This window comes from Agrobacterium sp. CMT1 (assembly GCF_037203725.1).
Lineage (GTDB): Bacteria > Pseudomonadota > Alphaproteobacteria > Rhizobiales > Rhizobiaceae > Agrobacterium > Agrobacterium pusense.
Genome location: NZ_JBBCAR010000003.1, coordinates 525,954 through 542,715, shown reverse-complemented (window position 1 = coordinate 542,715; position 16,762 = coordinate 525,954). Strand labels below are relative to the sequence as shown.

At 59.8% G+C, this 16,762-nt stretch carries 16 protein-coding genes and 1 tRNA gene; 6 read left to right on the top strand and 11 right to left on the bottom strand.

The window, feature by feature from the left end; translation table 11 throughout:
- Positions 1 to 4: 4 nt before the first annotated feature.
- On the bottom strand, positions 5 to 424 hold the full coding sequence (locus tag WA845_RS07585; RefSeq protein WP_112557202.1) for a DUF1801 domain-containing protein: 420 nt from the start codon (positions 422 to 424) through the stop codon (positions 5 to 7).
- Positions 425 to 564: 140 nt separating this feature from the next.
- Between WA845_RS07585 and WA845_RS07580 the strand changes: the two genes are divergently transcribed.
- Together WA845_RS07580 and WA845_RS07575 are read left to right on the top strand one after the other, a co-directional pair.
- Positions 565 to 1,020 (top strand): PRC-barrel domain-containing protein, encoded by a 456-nt coding sequence (locus WA845_RS07580; RefSeq protein ID WP_004442682.1) that lies wholly within the window; start codon positions 565 to 567, stop codon positions 1,018 to 1,020.
- A gap of 200 nt (positions 1,021 to 1,220) precedes the next feature.
- Positions 1,221 to 1,787, top strand: coding sequence for a DUF922 domain-containing Zn-dependent protease (locus tag WA845_RS07575; protein WP_443111965.1), 567 nt, complete (start codon positions 1,221 to 1,223; stop codon positions 1,785 to 1,787).
- A gap of 7 nt (positions 1,788 to 1,794) precedes the next feature.
- Here the strand turns inward: WA845_RS07575 and WA845_RS07570 are convergent, their stop codons facing one another.
- A complete protein-coding gene (locus WA845_RS07570; protein ID WP_003522436.1) occupies positions 1,795 to 2,397 on the bottom strand; it encodes a J domain-containing protein in 603 nt (200 codons plus the stop codon).
- 393 nt (positions 2,398 to 2,790) lie between these two features.
- Between WA845_RS07570 and WA845_RS07565 the strand changes: the two genes are divergently transcribed.
- Positions 2,791 to 3,144: a nuclear transport factor 2 family protein gene (locus tag WA845_RS07565; protein ID WP_004442686.1), complete on the top strand. Its 354-nt coding sequence runs from the start codon at positions 2,791 to 2,793 to the stop codon at positions 3,142 to 3,144.
- A 61-nt stretch (positions 3,145 to 3,205) separates the two neighbouring features.
- On the opposite strand, the gene WA845_RS07560 is transcribed toward WA845_RS07565, so the two are convergent.
- Positions 3,206 to 3,281: transfer RNA gene (locus WA845_RS07560), tRNA-Thr, on the bottom strand.
- Positions 3,282 to 3,493: 212 nt separating this feature from the next.
- Here WA845_RS07560 and WA845_RS07555 point away from each other — a divergent pair.
- Positions 3,494 to 5,233, top strand: a complete 1,740-nt coding sequence (locus tag WA845_RS07555; RefSeq protein ID WP_337322245.1) for a GGDEF domain-containing protein — start codon at positions 3,494 to 3,496, stop codon at positions 5,231 to 5,233.
- Between the two features lie 29 nt (positions 5,234 to 5,262).
- Here WA845_RS07555 and WA845_RS07550 read toward each other — a convergent pair whose 3' ends face one another.
- The 5 genes from WA845_RS07550 to WA845_RS07530 form a co-directional block, all read right to left on the bottom strand.
- Positions 5,263 to 6,372, bottom strand: coding sequence for an endonuclease/exonuclease/phosphatase family protein (locus WA845_RS07550; RefSeq protein WP_112557194.1), 1,110 nt, complete (start codon positions 6,370 to 6,372; stop codon positions 5,263 to 5,265).
- 74 nt (positions 6,373 to 6,446) lie between these two features.
- Positions 6,447 to 7,475 (bottom strand): ATP-binding cassette domain-containing protein, encoded by a 1,029-nt coding sequence (locus WA845_RS07545; RefSeq protein WP_112557196.1) that lies wholly within the window; start codon positions 7,473 to 7,475, stop codon positions 6,447 to 6,449.
- On the bottom strand, positions 7,463 to 9,157 hold the full coding sequence (locus tag WA845_RS07540; RefSeq protein ID WP_112557198.1) for an ABC transporter permease subunit: 1,695 nt from the start codon (positions 9,155 to 9,157) through the stop codon (positions 7,463 to 7,465). Before WA845_RS07540 ends, WA845_RS07545 begins: the two co-directional genes overlap by 13 nt.
- 9 nt (positions 9,158 to 9,166) lie before the next feature.
- Positions 9,167 to 10,150, bottom strand: coding sequence for an ABC transporter substrate-binding protein (locus WA845_RS07535; RefSeq protein WP_004442696.1), 984 nt, complete (start codon positions 10,148 to 10,150; stop codon positions 9,167 to 9,169).
- Positions 10,151 to 10,485: 335 nt separating this feature from the next.
- The gene (locus WA845_RS07530) at positions 10,486 to 11,730 is read right to left on the bottom strand and encodes an aminotransferase-like domain-containing protein (protein ID WP_004442697.1); all 1,245 of its coding nucleotides are present in this window, start codon (positions 11,728 to 11,730) and stop codon (positions 10,486 to 10,488) included.
- A gap of 272 nt (positions 11,731 to 12,002) precedes the next feature.
- Here WA845_RS07530 and WA845_RS07525 point away from each other — a divergent pair, with 272 nt between their 5' ends.
- Both WA845_RS07525 and WA845_RS07520 read left to right on the top strand, forming a co-directional pair.
- Positions 12,003 to 12,455: an RbsD/FucU family protein gene (locus tag WA845_RS07525; protein ID WP_004442699.1), complete on the top strand. Its 453-nt coding sequence runs from the start codon at positions 12,003 to 12,005 to the stop codon at positions 12,453 to 12,455.
- A gap of 108 nt (positions 12,456 to 12,563) precedes the next feature.
- The gene (locus tag WA845_RS07520; RefSeq protein ID WP_337322244.1) at positions 12,564 to 13,595 is read left to right on the top strand and encodes an endonuclease/exonuclease/phosphatase family protein; all 1,032 of its coding nucleotides are present in this window, start codon (positions 12,564 to 12,566) and stop codon (positions 13,593 to 13,595) included.
- Between the two features lie 68 nt (positions 13,596 to 13,663).
- Here WA845_RS07520 and ilvC read toward each other — a convergent pair whose 3' ends face one another.
- The 3 genes from ilvC to WA845_RS07500 form a co-directional block, all read right to left on the bottom strand.
- Positions 13,664 to 14,683 carry a ketol-acid reductoisomerase gene (gene ilvC, locus WA845_RS07515; protein ID WP_003495030.1) on the bottom strand — a complete coding sequence of 340 codons (1,020 nt, stop codon included), beginning with the start codon at positions 14,681 to 14,683 and terminating at the stop codon, positions 13,664 to 13,666.
- 49 nt (positions 14,684 to 14,732) lie between these two features.
- Complete coding sequence (locus tag WA845_RS07510; RefSeq protein WP_004442706.1) at positions 14,733 to 15,386, bottom strand: TetR/AcrR family transcriptional regulator; 654 nt, start codon at positions 15,384 to 15,386, stop codon at positions 14,733 to 14,735.
- A gap of 398 nt (positions 15,387 to 15,784) precedes the next feature.
- A complete protein-coding gene (locus tag WA845_RS07500) occupies positions 15,785 to 16,690 on the bottom strand; it encodes an AraC family transcriptional regulator (protein WP_004442707.1) in 906 nt (301 codons plus the stop codon).
- Between the last annotated feature and the right edge of the window lie 72 nt (positions 16,691 to 16,762).

Genomic DNA, 16,762 nt, shown 5'->3' with positions numbered 1-16,762 from the left:
GGCCTTATCCCCGCTTCTTTCCGCTTTTTCCCGCCACGTTCAACGCCACCGCAGCGCGGATCAGCGCTGCCAGCGCCTCCTCATCAACGACATCGCCCTCGTGAAAATCGATGGCGCGCCGCGTGTTGCCCTCAAGGCTCGAATTGAACAGGCTTGACGGGTCCTCCAGAGAGGCGCCCTTCGCAAATGTCATCTTCACCGCGCTTTTATAGGTTTCGCCGGTGCAGAGAATGCCCGCATGCGACCAGACCGGAACGCCGCGCCACTTCACCTCTTCCACCACTTCCGGATCGGCCTTCTGGATCACCGCGCGAACACGCGCGAGCGTCTCGCCGCGCCAGTCGCCCAGCTCCGCGATCTTCCGGTCGATGAAGTCTGATGGTGCGGTCTGCTCCGCATCTTCAGTCACCGTGTTTTTCGCCATGACATCCTCCCGATTTCGACGCACGCCTGTTTCTTTTTCACCATAGACCAAATTTTCCTGTCATCCCATGAGGAACCAAATCCGCTCTTTGCCGTTTCTTCCCCGAACGCAATGTTCAGCATAAAAAGGGAAGAAACATCATGAAAATCAATGTCATCGCTCTCGCTGCCGCAGCAGCGCTCTCCTCTTCCGTGGCATTTGCCCAGACGGCTGCCACGGCTCCTGCTGCCGGCGCGGATGCAACCTTGTCGGGCCCCGGCATTACCATGGGTACGAAGGCAACCGGCCCGCTGAAGTTCGTCAATGTCCAGAAGACCGATCTCACCGCTTCCCAGCTTGATGGCATGGATATCTATAACGCCCAGAATGAAAACATCGGCGAAATCGAAGACGTCGTGATCGGCGATGGCAAGGCGGTGATCGGCCTCGTGGCCAGCGTCGGCGGCTTCCTGGGCATCGACAAGAGCTACGTGGTGCTCGATCCGGCCTCCGTGGCCGTTCATAATGACAACGGCACATGGAAGGCCTTTGTCGATACCACCAAGGATGCATTGCAGAACGCTCCGAAGCTCGATTACGACAAGCTGGACGACTGATTACCCCTGCAGTCGAGGCTTGTCCCCCCGCGCTCCGGCGCGGGGGTTTTCATGCGTGGAAGTCTGAACATCAGGCAGCATTCCCACCGCTCGCACCCTTGCCTCACTGCCCGCCTCTCGCCTATCTTCGGCGCGCAACCTGCAAGGATCGATGCGTGCCCGTCAACAGCCTCCCCAAATTCACCGTCAGCGCCGCAACCATGTTGCTGAGCGCTCTCCCGCTATACGCACAGTCCACCGGCTGGAAACCCGCCGAGCAGATAAAGACCTATGCCGTCAGCGGCAATACGGGCGGTGCGCTTTATCAGTCCATCGGCGAGCGCGGCCCGACTGCGGGCGTGCAGGCCATTGCCCACACCACCTTCAAGCTGACGTGGCGGAGAGACTACCGACCGCAGCCCGACGGTGCCTGTGTGCTGGCCAGTGCCAGACCCAATCTCACCATCATCTACACCTGGCCAAAGGCGCCTGCCCATCTGCCGGCCGCCGTCGCCGCCAGCTGGAAGACCTTCATTTCCGGGGTGGAAACCCATGAGCGTGTTCATGGCGAGCACATTCTCGATATGGTGAGAAAGATCGAAGCCTTCAGCACCGGGCTACGGGCAGAAGACGATCCCAAATGCCAGAAGGTGCGCGCTGTTCTGCAGCAAAGGTTAGGTGAGCTTTCCAACGAGCAGCGCCAACGCGGCCGAGATTTCGACCGGGATGAGCTGTCCCCGGGCGGGCGGGTTCACCAGCTTATACTCGCCCTCGTCAACGGCCCATGACAGGCAGTTACTCCGCCGCCTCGCCCTTCAGCAACGGCTCGGCGAGCGTCACGCTCTCCAGCTCGTAGGAATAGCCCTCGAGCATGGTATAGGCCTGTTCTATCGCCTCGATCTGCGCCTCCGCGTTGCGTATGGCTTCGGCTATGGACTGGCTTCGGGCGCGGAGCATCGAACTCAGCACATCGGTTTCCGGCTTCCGTCCGAGACGGTCCATATGTTTACGCACCCGGGTACGGTGCCGTTCGAGTTCCAGAATATGGAAGCGGCTTTTCAGAATATCGTCGGTCAGCTTCCGGCGCATGGCAGCCACGGGATCAAAACTCCCGGGTTCCCGCTCGTCCAGGATGAATTCATTGACCAGCGTTTCCAGCATCAGCAGGCCCTTGAGATCCTTGGCATCGGCAAGCTGCGGATCGTAACCCGTGTCATCGAAGACCTTGCGGCGCACGGGATCCTTCAGAAGTTCATAGGCTGTCTGCAGGCGCGCGAACTGCTCGGCATCGCCACCGCTGTCGGGATGGGCAGCCTTCGCAACCTTGCGGTAGGCCGACTTGATCGCCGCCTCGTCGGCATCCCGCTCCACGCCAAGCAAAACATAGGGATCAATCACAAAAACACCTTCAAACGCAAACTGTTACCCGCACGCTGCTATCACTCTCAACCGGTCAGCAACCGGATCATAGGCCAAATCCGCCCCGTGCGGCACCCCGCGACGGCGCTTAAACCGGCAGAACACGAATTTACGCGCTCCCGCACGAGAGGGTCTCTCTGGCGAAAAAGCCCTTGAGGCTGAAATTTGTCGGACCCAAGGCGACTATACCGACAGCCGGGACAAAATTGTGGACAGTGGCAGCAAAACGTCGACCGGCATCGGAACCGCTCCAGCACGGGCCGCCACGAGAGATCGTCACGTGCCCCGAACAGGCGCATTTTCAGGAGGTTATGGTGGAATGTCGCCAAGGGGTGTAAGCTCCCCTTTTGGATCCGAGGGAGGGAAGATCCGATGCCGCAAACCATTACCCAGACCGTGACGGATTATGTGCACGCCATGGCCTATGCGGATGAAGGCCTGATGCGCGATGTTTTTGACCCGCGCGCCAGCATCGTCGGCACATTCGAAGGCGCGACTGAATGGCTGTCTCTGGAGGACTTTGTCGATCAGGTCCGCAAAACCGAACGCGGCCTTCCCGATCACGACCCCGCCTTCGAAATCCTCGGCATCGACAAGGAGGGAGACAGCGCCTCGGTAAAGCTGACAACCCGGTTCGACGGTATGGATTTTTACGAATATCTGTCCCTGCTGGAGCACGACGGCAACTGGACGATCGTACACAAGCTCTATCACATAAAGCCATAGCCGCTGCACGAACATCAGTCGTGCAGTGCGTATGAAAGACAGGCCAAATCCTTGAAAATACTGGTGCCCCCGGCAGGGTTCGAACCCGCGACCCCCTGATTACAAATCAGGTGCTCTACCAACTGAGCTACAAGGGCAATCCAGTGCCTTGCCAACTATCAGATTCTGACCGGGTGTAAAGCAAAAACTGATCGTGCAGCACGGGCGGCGCGCTTTTCCACACCATGCCCGCAGGCTTGGCGGCAGGATCGTCAAGACGGCAAAAGCGCAGCAATATAAGCGAAGTATTTACGCGGCGTAGCTAAAATGGTGATGAATTATACCCGATCGAGTGAGAACAACGCATCAAATGCGCGCAAGCATACAGAAAATTCAGCTAACGGGCACAATCGTCATCGCCGCGAGCTCCATCCTGCTGGCCACACTTGCCGCGCTGCCAAGCGTTTCCAACTACCTGCGTTACCGCACCAACGCGGCGCAGCTCACCCGCTTCGAAACCGCTCTCCAGTCCGCATGGCTTGTTTCGGCCGAGCGCGGTCCCGCGAACAATGTGATGGGCGCATCCACCGCTGAACAGGATTTGGTCGCAGCTCTCGCTGCCGCGCGCAAGGCAACGGACGACAAGCTGTCGGAACTGGAAGCTTCCTTCGCCGACGACATCAGGACCCAGCCGGAGCTGGCGAAATCGCTGGCCGAGACCCGCGAGAAACTCGCGCAGTCCCGCAACGCGGTGGATCAGGTAGCCGCCCTTCCACTGTCAGCACGCAGCCACACGGCCATGTCGGGCGCCATATCATCGATGTTCAAGGCCGCCGACAGTGTCAATCTGCTGCGTGGCAAGGCAGCGCGTGCCATCATCAAGGTGACGCCCGATGTGGCGATAGACGTCGCGATGACGGGCACCGCCGGTGTCATGCGGGACAGGATCGGCCGCCTCGGCTCCTATGTGATCATGGGGCTGCGGGCGAACAGACAGGAAAAGCTGGGTTATCGCGCCAAGTTCGATGCGGAGATGCAGAGCCTGCTATCACTGAAGGCATCGTTGACCAACTACACCGCCGCCTATCTTTCCACGCCGCGACTGGACAGGGCATTCCGCGATCTCGAAACCTATTATTTCGGACAGGCGCTGCGCTACGCGCAGAATACGATCGTGATCGCCATGCCGTCCGCCCAGCCGAGCGTGCTTGAATTTTCCAGGAACTATATTTCGGGGATGCGTTCATCCGATACGTTGCGCGATCTCATTCTGGCCGAGACACGCGCGCGACTCGAAAAGAAGCAGCAGGAAGCCCTGATCTACGGCGCCACATCGCTTTTTCTCGCAGGTATTGCGGTTCTGGTCCTGCTACGGCTCACATCTGTCTACAAAACAGCGCTGTTCCGGCCCATGCAATCCGTTCAGGCACAGATTGCGGCCATCGCCGCGGGCGATCTTTCAGAGGCGCAGCATGAGGACAGGGTCGCCCCGGAGGTGAAGAAGATGTTCCAGGAACTCGACTTCCTGCGGGAGCAGCTTCGTCAGAAGGGCGAAATGGAGAACCAGCAGCGCGCGCTGGCCGAACAGTTACGCGCACTTTCCGAGACGGATGCGCTGACGGGCGTCTTCAACCGACGGGCGCTCGAAAAGGCCGTTCGTTCCCTGTTGACGGGCGAGGACCAGTGTCAGTCGCTCGGCGTGATGATCGTCGACATCGACCATTTCAAATCGATCAATGACCGTTATGGCCATGCCATGGGTGACATTGCACTTCAAAAGACCGCGGCTCTGTTGCGGGGTGCATTGCGCAAGAACGACATTCTTGCCCGCTATGGCGGCGAAGAATTCGTCGTGGTGCTGCAGGATGTCAGCCATGCCACGGCAACGGCAACGGCCGACCGCCTCCGCCGCCTGATCGAAGCCCAGATCGTGGATGAACAAAGTGGATTGTCGCTGACGGCGAGCTTTGGCGTCGTCTGGCAGGAAGCGCGGGCGGTCAACAGCTGGGACGAGTTGATCGCGATTGCCGATGACCGGCTTTATGAAGCCAAGCGCGCAGGTCGCAACCGGGTCTGGGCCACCTATTTCCCGAAAGCCGCCAACGGTTAGAAGCCACCGGTTTCCGACCGCCGGCGACGTCAGATCAGGTCCAGCGTCATCACGACAGGGCAATGATCGGAAGCCTTGGGGCGGTCCCAGCCGGTGCGCGGATAACGCTCCACCTCCTGCCCCGGCGGAAAGATGGTGCGATAAGGCTGGCCGGCGCGGACGATTTCGGGAACCCGCGTCGCGTTGCTTTCGGCCAGGCGCGGAGAAAGCCAGATGTAATCAAGCTGGCACAAATGCTGCTCCTGTGGGCCCCGCGAATGATAGAGCGTCCAGCGGTCCATGACATCGCGACGCAGCATCGGATTGATGACGAAATCGTCGGCAGTGAAGACATCGAGCGCACTTCTTGCCTCTTCGACGGGCGTGAAGCTGTAGCCATTGCGCCTGTCACCGGCAATCGCGACGCGTTCCTGATAGTCGTTCATGTCGCCGCAGATCGCGAAATTCTTGTTGCGCGTATTGCCCGCACCCCAGCGATTTTCGATGATGCGGCGCACAGCCATGGCTTCCGCCTCGCGGATGGGCATGGTGCCGAGCCGGGCGTCCAATGCTTCGCGGGCATTGGTCATGGACTTGAAATGCGTGACGTAAAGCGTCAGCGGCTTGCCGCCGATCCTCAGATCGATTTCAAGGCAATCCCGTTTGAATATCTTGTCATCGATCTGGTTGGTCGCGGCAAGTGCCGGATTGAAGAGATCGAGATTGCGATAGGTCAGCGCCGCATGGCTCTTGATGTCGACCACCTCGATCTTCTCGCCATCCCGCGTCTCCTCGCGCATGACGACCGCGACATCGATACCGCGGCTGTCATTGCCCTCGACCAGATATTTCTGCAGATAGCCATTGCCGACCATGCGATAGAGATAGCCATATTCGAAGGCCTGCAGGGCCGCCATGTTGTCGACTTCCTGCAGGCAAAGAATATCGGCATCCGCGTCGGCGATGGCGAGCGCCGAAAGCTGGCGCGTATCGTCGGTGGAGGACACCATTCGCGCACTTTCAAGGGCCTGACAGGTCGCCTCGTCCCTGATATCAAAAAGCTGGATCGCCCTGTCGCGTCGCGTCTGGTTGCGAAAGCCGGTGAAATCGAAACGGGTGAGAAGATTTTCGATATTGAAGGTGGCAAGCCGAAGCGACATGAATCATTCCTATTGCTGCGACCCCAGCTTAGCCGGTGTCGCTTCGCCTTTCCAGCGTTCGGCAGTGCGTGCGCTCAAAGCCGCCACCCGCTGCGAATGGCAACCGGAAGCCTGTCACCCACAGCTGCGGCTTCACGCGAATAGGCTCTGACCGCCTGCCCATCCGGCAGGTCAAGACGAAGGGCATAACGCTCGCCCTCGTACAGAACCGAGGTGACGGTGCAGGCAATGCCTTCCGCATCCCGCACCACATCCTGCGGCCTCACAAGCACGTCGGCCTGCGATCCTCCCGCGCCTCTCTCCATCGCCGCCCGAAGTGCGGACCAGTCGAGATCGCGCGATGCCCCTTCCGGCAGTGGGAGGCTGAGGATCGTCCCCTGCCCGACCAGCGACCCGACCAGCCTGCCCTCCGGCCGCGCGTAAAGCTCCGCAGGCGCCGCGACCTGAAGCAGCTTGCCGTGCGACATGACGGCGACATCGGTTGCCAGCGCCATGGCTTCCGCCTGATCGTGAGTGACATAGATCATCGTCGCGCCGGAACGGGCATGGAAATCCCGAAATGTCTCTTCCATTTCCTGCCGCAGATGCCGGTCGAGGTTGGCGAGCGGTTCATCGAGCAATACGACGTCAGGCTCGGTGACGAGGCAGCGGGCGAGCGCAACACGCTGCCGCTGGCCACCGGAAAGTTCGGCGGGACGGCGATCCGCGAAGCTCTCAAGTCGGACGGCGGCAAGCGCCTGACGCACCCTCTCGCGGTATTTTTCGCCCGTAATACCGCGCACCTTCAAAGGGTAGCCGGCATTGTCGGCAACCGACATGTGCGGCCACAGCGCATAGGACTGGAACACCATTGCCATGTTGCGCCGCTCCGGCGCCACCATGCTGCCGGCATCGGCCAGCACCCGCTCGCCGAGCAGGATGGAACCATCCGTCGGCTGTTCGAACCCGGCAACCATGCGCAGCACTGTGGTCTTGCCGCAGCCGGAGGGTCCGAGCAGCGCCAGAAAGCCGCCTTCCCGCACAGTGAGAGAAACATCGTCCACGGCCGGTTTCGAACCGGCACCGAAGCTCTTCGACAGGCGGTTAAGGATCAGTTTCGCCAAGGCACAACTCCTTTTGGCAGATAGCGCCCCAGAATTTCGAGCAGCAGCATGAGGAAAATCACCATGATGACGACAAGCACCGATAGCGCCGAGGCGAGATCGAAGCTGCCGCTGTCATCGAGGTTGTAGATGAGCACGCCGAGCGTCTGTGTGCCGGCAGACCAAAGGAGCGCCGAAACCGTCAGCTCGTTGCAGGCGATCAGAAACACGAGGATGACGGAAGCCCCTGCCGCGGGCCCGACCAGCGGCAGGATAATATCCTTGAGCCGTCGCCAGAAACCCGCGCCCGACAGCCTTGCTGCCTCTTCCAGCGATGGATCGAATTGCAGGAAAGCGCTGACCATTGGTTTCAGGCTGACCGCGAAGAAAGAGGAGAAATAGGCAAGCAGAATGATCCAGATCGTGCCGTAAAGCGTAATGCCGAGCAATGGAATGGGAGCGGCGAAAAGCAGCACGAAAGAGACGGAAATCACCACCCCCGGCAGCGCATAGGGAATATCCACCAGCGCCGAGAGCAGGAACATGAACCGGCTTTTGCCACGCACCAGAAAGTAGGCCGTCAGCACCGTCACCGCCAGCAGGCAAAGCGATGTGGCGGTTGCCAGAAACAGCGAATTGCGGAAGGCCGTGCGGGTCACGCTCTGCCGATATAACAGCTCCTCATAGGCATGCAGCGTCGCGGTCTTGAGGCTGAGCGGCACGCCATAGGCGGGAGCGAGCGAGCTTGCCACCAGCGCCGTCAGCGGCGCCACCAGCATGAAGAACAGCACGAGCCACAGGGCAAGCTCCGCCGCCACCCGCCACAGCCCAAGCCGGAAGGTCGCCGCCTTGCCGGAAAGGCCAATGATGCGATAGTCCCTCCCCTTCATCGCCCGTTCCTGCAGCGCAAGCCCGGCGACCGAAATGATGGCGATCATGGTCGAGAGAATGGCGATATCGCCGAATGTGCTTGTGCCGAAACTGGCAAAACGGCTGTAAATGAGCGTCGGCAGGGTAAAGATCGAAGCGGGTATGCCGAGGATCGCCGGAATGCCGAAATTGCCGACGTTGGAGACGAAGGAGATCGCCGCGCCCGCGATCAGTCCAGGCGTGGAAAGCGGCAGGATGATATCGCACAAGACGCGCCGCGGTGAAGCCCCGGAAAGCTTGGCGGCCTCTATGCCATCCTGCGGCAAGGCGAGTAGCCCCGCGCGCAGCGACAGATAGACGAGCGGCGCGTGCTGCACACCGAGCAGGAGTGCGATGCCAGCGATGGAATAAAGCGGCTGCGGCGAACCCATCGCCGGCGCGAGACCGATGGCCTTCAGCAGCGTGCTCGACGGGCCGGTCATGCCGATCCACGACAGCGCCGTCACCTGCGGCGGGATCATCATCGGCAGCATGAACAGGAAGCTTAAGATCGACTTGCCGCGGATGTCGCAGAGCGTCAGGGCAAGCGCGAAAGCGCCGCCGATTCCGAGTGAAATCAGCATGCCTGAAAACGAGGTGGAGAGCGTGTTCAGCGCCGCATCCCAGAGCGCCGGATCGGCCAGAAGTCGCCATATATCACCATTCAGTGACGAAACGACGCCGGTATAGGCGAGGCGTCCGAGCGGCAGCGCGCTCAGCGCAAAAACAACACTCACCACAAAAGGAAACAGCCAGCGCGGCTGGCTGTTTCCATAAGCCTTGGAACGGGTCATTCCGATTTATCAGCCCTTGGAACCGAAAATATCGGAGAAGGTTTTGAGATCCTGTTCGGAATTCTTCAGTGCATCGGCAGCGCTGAGCGGCAGAACCTTGATCTTGTCGCGGGCCGGGAAACCTTCCGGCATGCCGGCATCGGCACGGACAGGGATGTAACCGAGCTTGACGAAGCCCTGCTGGCCCTTTTCCGAAAGCACGTAATCGACAAACTTCTTGGCCGCTTCCTCGTGCTTGGTGCCCTTGATGATCGCGACCGGCTCGGTGACAGCAGAAACGCCCTCTTCCGGGAAGACGAATTCGACCGGTGCGCCCTTGGCCTTTTCACGGATCGGCATGTAATCAACCACCACGCCGTAAGCCTTTTCGCCCGAAGCGACGGACTTCAGCACCGCGCCGTTGCCACCGCCGGCAATGGCTTCATTGGCCTTCAGCTGCTTGTAGTAATCCCAGCCGAGGCCATTTGCGGCGGCAAGCGTCTGCGCGTGAATCAGTGCGGCACCTGACGTCAGCGGGCTCGGCATGGTCACGAGACCCTTGGCTTCCGCCTTCGCCAGATCTTTCCAGCTCGTCGGCTTCATCGCGGCGGCCGTATTGTACATTATGCCTGTCGTGATGAGCTTCGTGGAGTAATAGAAGCCGTCCGCATCATAGAGCGTGGCATCGATATTCTTGGCTTCGGGAGACTTGTGGGCGAGCAGCTGACCGGCCTGCTTCATGCGCTCCAGCGTCACGGTATCGGCGATGAGAAGCACGTCGGCAACCGGATTGCCGGCGCTGATTTCCGCCATCAGCTTGGCCATGATTTTCGGCGTTCCGTCACGCACCCACTCGACTTCGAGACCGGGATTGGCAGCCTTGAACCCGTCAACGGTCGCCTGCGCGTCCTCATTCGGCTGGCTGGTATAAAGCACCAGATCGGCGGCATTGGCAGCAGTGGCGATGAAGCCAAGCGATACGATGGCGGTGAAAGCGGAGAGCAGCGTTTTCATGGATCCAGTCCCTGTTGTTCGGTGGGACCGCTAAAACATGATTGCATAACATGTATGTGACAGGCAGGATTTTAGTGGTGTGATCTGTTGGGGCCAGCGGGATTGAGGGGAACAGTGCCTCTTGGTGCTTGCGGCTCACCCCCCTCTGCCCTTCCGGGCATCTCCCCCTCAAGGGGGGAGATCGGCAAGAGGCGTTGACAGCACTTCATTTTCAACTGTTGCGATAGGCGATATCTTAACCGCGAGTCGATCTCCCCCCTTGAGGGGGAGATGTCCGGCAGGACAGAGGGGGGTGAAGCCACAACCCCCGTCGCCGCCGAAAAACCTCGCAACCCTCAAATCGCCGGAACTACCTCAGCCGTTTCCGCCTGAGCCGTCGCAATCAACCGCCCGAGGCGCTTCATGCCTTCCTCGATCATCGCCTCGTTGGCGCAGGAGAAGCTGATGCGCAGTGTGTTCGTGCCCGAACCATCCGCAAAGAAAGCACGGCCGGGAACGAAAGCGACCTTTTCCGTGGCAATGGATTTGGCAAGCAGCGCCGCCCCATCCATGCCCTCAGGCAGCGTCACCCAGATGAACATGCCGCCTTCCGGCTTCGTCCAGCTGGTGGTCTTCGGCATGTACTTCTCGAGCGCCGCCAGCATCGCATCGCGGCGTGCGCTATAGGCTGCCTTGATCTTGGCCACCTGCTTGTCGAAGCCGCGCGAGGCGACGCGTTCGATGGCGATCTGGTTGATCGTCGAGGAATGCAGGTCGGCGGCCTGCTTCATCAGCACCAGCTTACGGATGACAGGGGCGGAAGCGACGATGTAACCGACGCGCAGACCCGGAGCGAGCGTCTTCGAGAAGCTGCCGCAATAGATGGTGCGGGTGTTTTCGATGCCGCCCGAACGGGCAATGTCGAGCGCCATGATCGGCGGAACGGCTTCGCCATCATAACGCAGCGACTGATAAGCCGCGTCTTCTATGACGGCGATATCGAGCTCGTCAGCAAGCTCCAGGAGCTTCTGCCGTCCGGCCAGATCGACGGTTTCGCCGGTCGGATTGGAAAAATCGGCCGATAGATAAGCGAACTTCACCGAACCGCCAAGCTTGGCCGCGGTTTCGCGGTAAGCCTCGGGCGTGCGGTTACCGCCGGGGTTCAGCTGGTCATAATTGGGCTCATAGGCATTGAATGCCGAGAGCGCGCCGAGATAGGTCGGCCAGGTGACCAGCGCCGTATCCTTTGGCGACAGGAACAGCTTGCCGAGATAATCGAGACCCTGCTGCGAACCGGAAACGATGAAGACGTTGTCGGCGGTGCATTCGATGCCGATCTTGTCCATTTCGCCCGCCAGCCATTCGCGCAGCGGCTTGTAACCTTCGCTGACGGAATATTGCAGCGCGGCGTTGACCTGCGCGCCGGAAAAAATTTCCGCGTAAGCCTGCTGAAACTCCTCTGCTGGGAAAAGAGCGGGGTCCGGAATACCGCCGGCAAAGGAAATGATGTCGGGCTGCTCGAGCAGCTTCAGCAGCTCGCGGATTTCAGACGCTTTCATGCGCGAAGAGCGCGTGGCGAAAATTTGTTCCCAATTGAGCATGGGTACGTTTCCTCTTGTGTCGTTTTTATGCGTGCATCTTTACAGAAATGTCGATACGTCAGCAATACTGACTTATCAGTTTTTCGAATTATTTCTGCCTCCCTGCACATTGCCCTTAACTGGTCTCAATCGAGGCCGATTTCGCGGACAAAGCCAAATACACCCTTGCGCAAAGCTTCACAATCACACCTTTGCGATTGACGCCACGGGGTTTTCCGGCTGGATTGCACGCGAGCCACGACACGGCGAAAGCATCATGGGAGTTTGAGGACATGCTGAAGAATATCGACCCGGCACTGAATGCCGACGTTCTGCACGCGCTGCGCGCCATGGGTCACGGCGACACGCTGGTGATCTCGGACACCAATTTCCCCTCCGACTCTGTTGCCCGCCACACCACAGTCGGCAAGGTTCTTCACATCGACAACGTCTCCGCTGCCCGCGCAATGAAAGCGATCCTGTCCGTCCTGCCGCTCGATACCCCGCTGCAGCCCTCGGTCGGCCGCATGGAAGTGATGGGCGCGCCCGATCAGCTGGAACCGGTGCAGGCCGAAGTGCAGAGGGAAATTGACGCGGCGGAAGGAAAATCCGCCCCCATGTACGGCATTGAACGCTTTGCCTTCTACGAAAAAGCCAAGCAGGCCTATTGCGTCGTCACGACGGGCGAGACGCGGTTTTACGGCTGTTTTCTTCTGACGAAGGGCGTCATCCCGCCGGGCAAGTAAGATCGCACGACAAGATGGGCCGGGTATCTCACCCGTCATGACAATTTCAAGTTGTTGTGGCAAAAACTTCCCCTAGGTTTGCAAAACCAACCGGAGGGGTGAGGTATCATGACACGATATGTCCTGGCATTCTGGAATGTCGAAAACCTGTTTGCGCCGGAGGGGTATCCGGCGCGCGAGCCGTGGATTGCCGAGCGGCTGAAGAACGATCTGAAAGGCTGGAGCGAAGACCTGTTCAAAACCAAGGTCAAACAGCTCGGCCTGATCATAAGTCAGATCGGCGGCGCGGGACCGGATCTGCTGGGTGTCTGCGAAGTCGAGAACCGTTTTGTGCTGGAGACGCTGGCGGAACATCTGAACGATCTCATGCCCACGCGAGCCTATCGCGTTGTGCACGCCGATTCCAGCAAGGACCAGCGCGGCATCGACACCGCCTTCATCTATGACAGCAGGAAGCTGCTGATCAACGAGAACGAGATTTTCAGCCATTTCGTCATGCGCCGCACCGGCACGCGAGACATTACCCAGTGCACCTTCATCACCAAGGGGGGCCGCCAGCTTATCGCGCTTTCCAATCACTGGCCGTCGCGATCCGGCGGCGCAGTGGAAAGCGCCGGTTTTCGCATGACAGCCGGCGAAACGCTGGGCTACTGGCACCAGCGGATCAGGGAAGAGAAAGGCAACGACATCGCCGTCATCGCCTTCGGCGACTTCAACGACGATCCTTCCGATGCTTCGCTGCGCTACCACGCCAATTCCACCCGCGAGCGCGACGATGTCGAAAACTCGCAATCGGCCATGTTCTACAATCTTGCCTGGAACTACCTGCGCCAGCCGGTGATGGATTCCGTCGGTTCAGCGCGAACGATTTATGGCACGCTCTACTTTAACGGCGATGCCAATATCTTCGACCAGATTCTCGTCTCCAGATCACTTCTTGTCGGCAGCAGCGGTTTCAAGGTGCGGGAAGAAACCGCAAAGGTCGAAGCCATCGCCGCCATGGTCAGCCACAGCAAGAACGAGGGGCCTATCCGCTTCGGCCTGTCGAAGGGCGACGCGGTCAAAAATGTCAATCTCGGCGGTTTTTCCGATCACTTTCCCGTTTCCGTTATCGTCGAGGAAGACGACGCCATCATGTGAGGGCACATCGAAAACGAAAGGCCGGAGCTTTCGCCCCGGCCTCCAAAATTTTCATCAAGCAATGAAGCTTAGTTGACGGCCTTGTCGACCAGCTTGTTCTTGCCGATCCAGGGCATCATGCCGCGGAGCTTGGCGCCGACTTCTTCAATCTGGTGGCTGTCGTTGTTGCGACGGATACCCTTGAAGCGAGCGCCGCCGGCCTTCCATTCCTGCATCCACTCGGAGGTGAACTTGCCGGTCTGGATGTCGTGCAGGACGCGCTTCATTTCAGCCTTGGTGTCGGCAGTGATGATGCGCGGACCGGTGACGTATTCGCCCCATTCTGCGGTGTTGGAGATCGAGTAGTTCATGTTGGCGATGCCGCCTTCATAGATCAGGTCAACGATCAGCTTCACTTCGTGCAGGCACTCGAAATAGGCCATTTCCGGAGCGTAACCGGCTTCGACCAGAGTTTCGAAACCAGCGCGGATCAGTTCGACGAGACCGCCGCAGAGAACGACCTGTTCGCCGAAGAGGTCGGTTTCGCACTCTTCCTTGAAGTTGGTCTCGATGATGCCGGAACGGCCGCCGCCAACGCCGCAGGCGTAGGAGAGAGCGAGTTCAAGGGCGTTGCCCGAAGCGTTCTGGTGAACGGCAACGAGGCAGGGAACGCCGCCGCCCTTCTGGTATTCGCCGCGAACCGTGTGGCCAGGGCCCTTCGGTGCGATCATGACGACGTCGAGCGATGCCTTTGGCTCAATGAGGCCGAAGTGAACATTGAGGCCGTGTGCGAAAGCAATCGCTGCGCCATCACGGATGTTGCCGGCAATGTCGGCCTTGTAGATGTCGGCCTGCAGTTCGTCAGGCGTTGCCATCATCAGCAGGTCGCCCCACTTGGCGGCTTCGGCAACGGTCATGACCTTGAAGCCATCGGCTTCGGCCTTCTTGACGGTCGGAGAACCGGCCTTGAGAGCGATGACGACGTTCTTGGCACCGGAATCCTTGAGGTTCAGCGCATGGGCGCGGCCCTGGGAGCCGTAACCAACGACGACGACATTCTTGGACTTGATGAGATTGAGATCGGCATCACGATCATAATAAACGCGCATTTTATGGTCCTTCCCTAATGCTTGTCTCTCAGTTGTCTGAACCGGAAGCTTAAGCGACCTTGCCGCCCAGTTCCGAATGTACCTTTTCCGTGCCGTAGAGGGTCAGGAAGGCAATGACCGCCTTCTTCGCCCGGGCAGAAAAATCCTTGTCCGGCGCCTCGCCCAGCAGCATGCGCACATGCAGATCCGAGACGATAAGGCCGTAAAAACTGCGATATGCCTCTTCGGCATCATCGAAACGCAGGTAACCGGAACGGCGACCTGCCTCGATCAGCCCACGGGCGCGGCGGTCGATCTGGCGACGACCACGTTCCAGCAGCAGATCACCGAGCTTCGAGCCATCCCGGCTCGCCTGCCCTATCGCCAAACGGTTAAGCGCCAATGACACGTCGCCTGCCAGCACATCCAGCAGGTCATGGGCGAAAACCTCGAGGTGATCGGCAAGCTGCGGTGCGGAGACGCGGTCACCCGCCTTTTCGAAGGTGCGGACCTTGCTCTGCTGGAATGTGATCATCGCCGCCAGCAGGCCATCGCGATCACCGAACCACTTGTAAAGGCTTTCCTTGGAACAGTTGGCGGCGCGCGCCAGTCCCGATGTGGTCAGCGCTTTCTCGCCACCTTCGACCAATAGACGCAATGCCTGGTCCAGAACGGCGTTCTGGCGCGGCGAAAATTCCTGCGCTGTGATCGGGTCGGAAGCCAAGTCTTTCCACTCCAAGGGGCTCGATTGATGTACCGTACGGTACGGTTCGAACGCCATTTAAGCGGAGGCGGCGTTGCGGTCAAGCGGATTCTTTAGAGGGGGATGAGAATTGACGCGGTGCGGCGTGGGATGAATAGCACGCGGGGTACGTCTTCAAGCGGTTGTGTGTGGTAGCGGATCGTCGGTGGGTGTGGCTTACCCCCCTCTGCCCTGCCGGGCATCTCCCCCTCAAGGGGGGAGATCGATATGCGGCTAGGTTTCGACCATCTCAGCGGTCGAGGATGGAGTGGCGAAAGGGGCCTCTTGCTGATTTCCCCCCTTGAGGGGGAGATGCCCGGCAGGGCAGAGGGGGGTAAGCCACACCCACCGACGACCCGCTACGAATGCACAGCCCCAGTCTACCCCGCCGCAATCTCGCGCGATGCATCGACGTCCCGTGACGGCGACAGCCCGTAAAAGCGGCTATATTCTCGGCTGAACTGCGAAGGGCTCTGATAACCGACGCGATGGCCCGCGGTGCCGGCATCCAGTCGCTCCAGCAGCATGAGCCGCCGCGCCTCATGCAGGCGAAGCTGCTTCTGGTACTGGACCGGCGTCATGGCCGTGATCGTCTTGAAATGATGATGGAAGGACGACACGCTCATGCCGATGTGATCTGCAAGGTCTTCGACCCGCAGCTGGCGTGCGAAATTCTCGCGCAGCCATGCGATGGCGCGGGCGATGCGGTTGCCGTGACTTCCAGCGGCAATGATGTTCATCAGCTGCCCGCCGGCCGGTCCGGTCAAAATGCGATAAAGGATTTCCTGTTCGATGAGCGGCGCCACGGCGGCAATGTCTGCGGGACGATCGAGCAGGCGCAGCAGGCGGATGGCCGCATCGAGAAGTTCCGGCGTGGCTGTGTTGACCACGATGCCGCGCTGCGCATTCGTCGGCTCCACCGGCGGATCGATAGGAACACGCCGCATGAGATCGAGCAGCTTTTCACTGTCGATGGCAAGCGAGATGCAGAAATGCGGCACTTCCCTGCTCGCCTCCACCACCCGCCACGCAACCGGCAGATCAAGCGATGTCAGGAGATAATCGCCGGCACCGTAGTTGATGGTGTCCGTCCCCAATTGGACGCTTTTCGATCCCTGGATCACCATGGCGAGACAAGGGCGATAACTGCCGTGGCAGGGAGCGCTCGGAGTCGTACGCCGGCTGATGCCAAGGGAGCCGATTGCCGTCTGCACCTCGCCGTCGCTGGTGGCATGCCGCGCGGCGATGGAAGCAATTTCCTGATAGACATTGAACGACAAGGACATAGGGGAAATCCCTTGACTGACGGAAGAGGTGTATTTGATGTCATCTATCTAGAAAGCCTCTCGGCCCGCGCA

Coding starts and splice junctions, on each gene's coding strand:
- WA845_RS07580 (WP_004442682.1), top strand. CDS start 565: ATGAAAATCAATGTCATCGCTCTCGCTGCCGCAGCAGCGCTCTCCTCT.
- WA845_RS07555 (WP_337322245.1), top strand. CDS start 3,494: ATGCGCGCAAGCATACAGAAAATTCAGCTAACGGGCACAATCGTCATC.
- WA845_RS07540 (WP_112557198.1), bottom strand. CDS start 9,157: ATGACCCGTTCCAAGGCTTATGGAAACAGCCAGCCGCGCTGGCTGTTT.
- WA845_RS07535 (WP_004442696.1), bottom strand. CDS start 10,150: ATGAAAACGCTGCTCTCCGCTTTCACCGCCATCGTATCGCTTGGCTTC.
- WA845_RS07575 (WP_443111965.1), top strand. CDS start 1,221: ATGTTGCTGAGCGCTCTCCCGCTATACGCACAGTCCACCGGCTGGAAA.
- WA845_RS07565 (WP_004442686.1), top strand. CDS start 2,791: ATGCCGCAAACCATTACCCAGACCGTGACGGATTATGTGCACGCCATG.
- WA845_RS07550 (WP_112557194.1), bottom strand. CDS start 6,372: ATGTCGCTTCGGCTTGCCACCTTCAATATCGAAAATCTTCTCACCCGT.
- WA845_RS07525 (WP_004442699.1), top strand. CDS start 12,003: ATGCTGAAGAATATCGACCCGGCACTGAATGCCGACGTTCTGCACGCG.
- WA845_RS07500 (WP_004442707.1), bottom strand. CDS start 16,690: ATGTCCTTGTCGTTCAATGTCTATCAGGAAATTGCTTCCATCGCCGCG.
- ilvC (WP_003495030.1), bottom strand. CDS start 14,683: ATGCGCGTTTATTATGATCGTGATGCCGATCTCAATCTCATCAAGTCC.
- WA845_RS07530 (WP_004442697.1), bottom strand. CDS start 11,730: ATGCTCAATTGGGAACAAATTTTCGCCACGCGCTCTTCGCGCATGAAA.
- WA845_RS07520 (WP_337322244.1), top strand. CDS start 12,564: ATGACACGATATGTCCTGGCATTCTGGAATGTCGAAAACCTGTTTGCG.
- WA845_RS07585 (WP_112557202.1), bottom strand. CDS start 424: ATGGCGAAAAACACGGTGACTGAAGATGCGGAGCAGACCGCACCATCA.